The organism is Micromonospora sp. BL4 (genome assembly GCF_003667505.1).
In the GTDB taxonomy this organism is placed as follows: Bacteria; Actinomycetota; Actinomycetes; order Mycobacteriales; family Micromonosporaceae; genus Micromonospora.
Genome location: NZ_RCVJ01000218.1, coordinates 1 through 1,008 on the forward strand (window position 1 = coordinate 1; position 1,008 = coordinate 1,008).

At 70.0% G+C, this 1,008-nt stretch carries 1 protein-coding gene and 1 pseudogene; both read left to right on the forward strand.

The window, feature by feature from the left end:
* Positions 1–154: pseudogene (locus EAD89_RS28040) on the forward strand (endonuclease); the annotation flags it as partial.
* Between the two features lie 183 nt (positions 155–337).
* The gene (locus tag EAD89_RS28045) at positions 338–973 is read left to right on the forward strand and encodes a hypothetical protein (protein ID WP_199733668.1); all 636 of its coding nucleotides are present in this window, start codon (positions 338–340) and stop codon (positions 971–973) included.
* Positions 974–1,008 lie beyond the last annotated feature (35 nt).

Sequence of the window (1,008 nt, forward strand, 5' to 3'; positions counted from 1 at the left end):
CCGCCCCACCTACCCCGCCGGGCAACCCCGCGTCCAACTCGACCACATCCTCGCCGACCGGCACGCCCTCGCGCAGCTCCCACCGGTACGCGCGGTCACCACGCCGCTGTCCACCATCTCCGACCACCGACCCCTGCTGGTCGACCTCGGCTGAGAATCTCCGCCATCGGGGGTCACGAATCACCGCGGCCTGCTCCCACCACCATCACCGCGTAGCGGCCCGGCACCGGAGGAGAGGCGGCCCCAGCCGCAAGATTCCCTCAAGATCATTGCATCGACGAACTCCGACGATCATGCTGGTCGAAACCCGCGCCACGATCCACCAGCCGGAGGCCACATGAGACGCCAGCGGTCCATCCTCATAGCCCTATCCACCCTCCTCGCCGTCACCCTCACCACCGCGCCAAGCCCCGCCAGCGCCCAGAGCGCCGCGGAACCCAACCAGGTCACCAACCTCACCGTCCGCCAAGCCGACGGGTACGCCACCCTCGCCTGGCAACCCGTCGACGGCGCCACCGACTACCAGATCGAACGCACCGCCGTCGACGCCAACGGCACCCCCACCGGCGCACCGACCATCGTCGGCATCTGGCGCCCCAACCGCCAGATCAACCAGGAGTCACCCACCTTCGCCGACTCCGGATTCAACCCCGGCGACACCTTCCAGTGGCGGGTACGTGCCCGCGCCGGCACCACCGAACAGCCCTACTCCGACGCGGTCCGCGGCACCACCACCGCACCGTGGGGCAACCCCGCGACGCCCGGCGAGCAGCTGCGCACCCAGTGGGAGACCACCCACGCCGCGCAGTACACCAGCGACACCGACGAGTACGCCTACACCGCCGCCGTCGACGCCCTCAGCGACCGGGTCCGCGTCGTCGAGCTCGGCCGCACCGTCCAGAACCGACCCATCAACATGATGGTCATCGGCTACCCCACCCCGGCGGCAACCCCCGCCGCCGGGGTGGGGTAGCCGATGACCATCATGTTGATGGGTCGGTTCTGGAC

Coding starts and splice junctions, on each gene's coding strand:
- EAD89_RS28045 (WP_199733668.1), top strand. CDS start 338: ATGAGACGCCAGCGGTCCATCCTCATAGCCCTATCCACCCTCCTCGCC.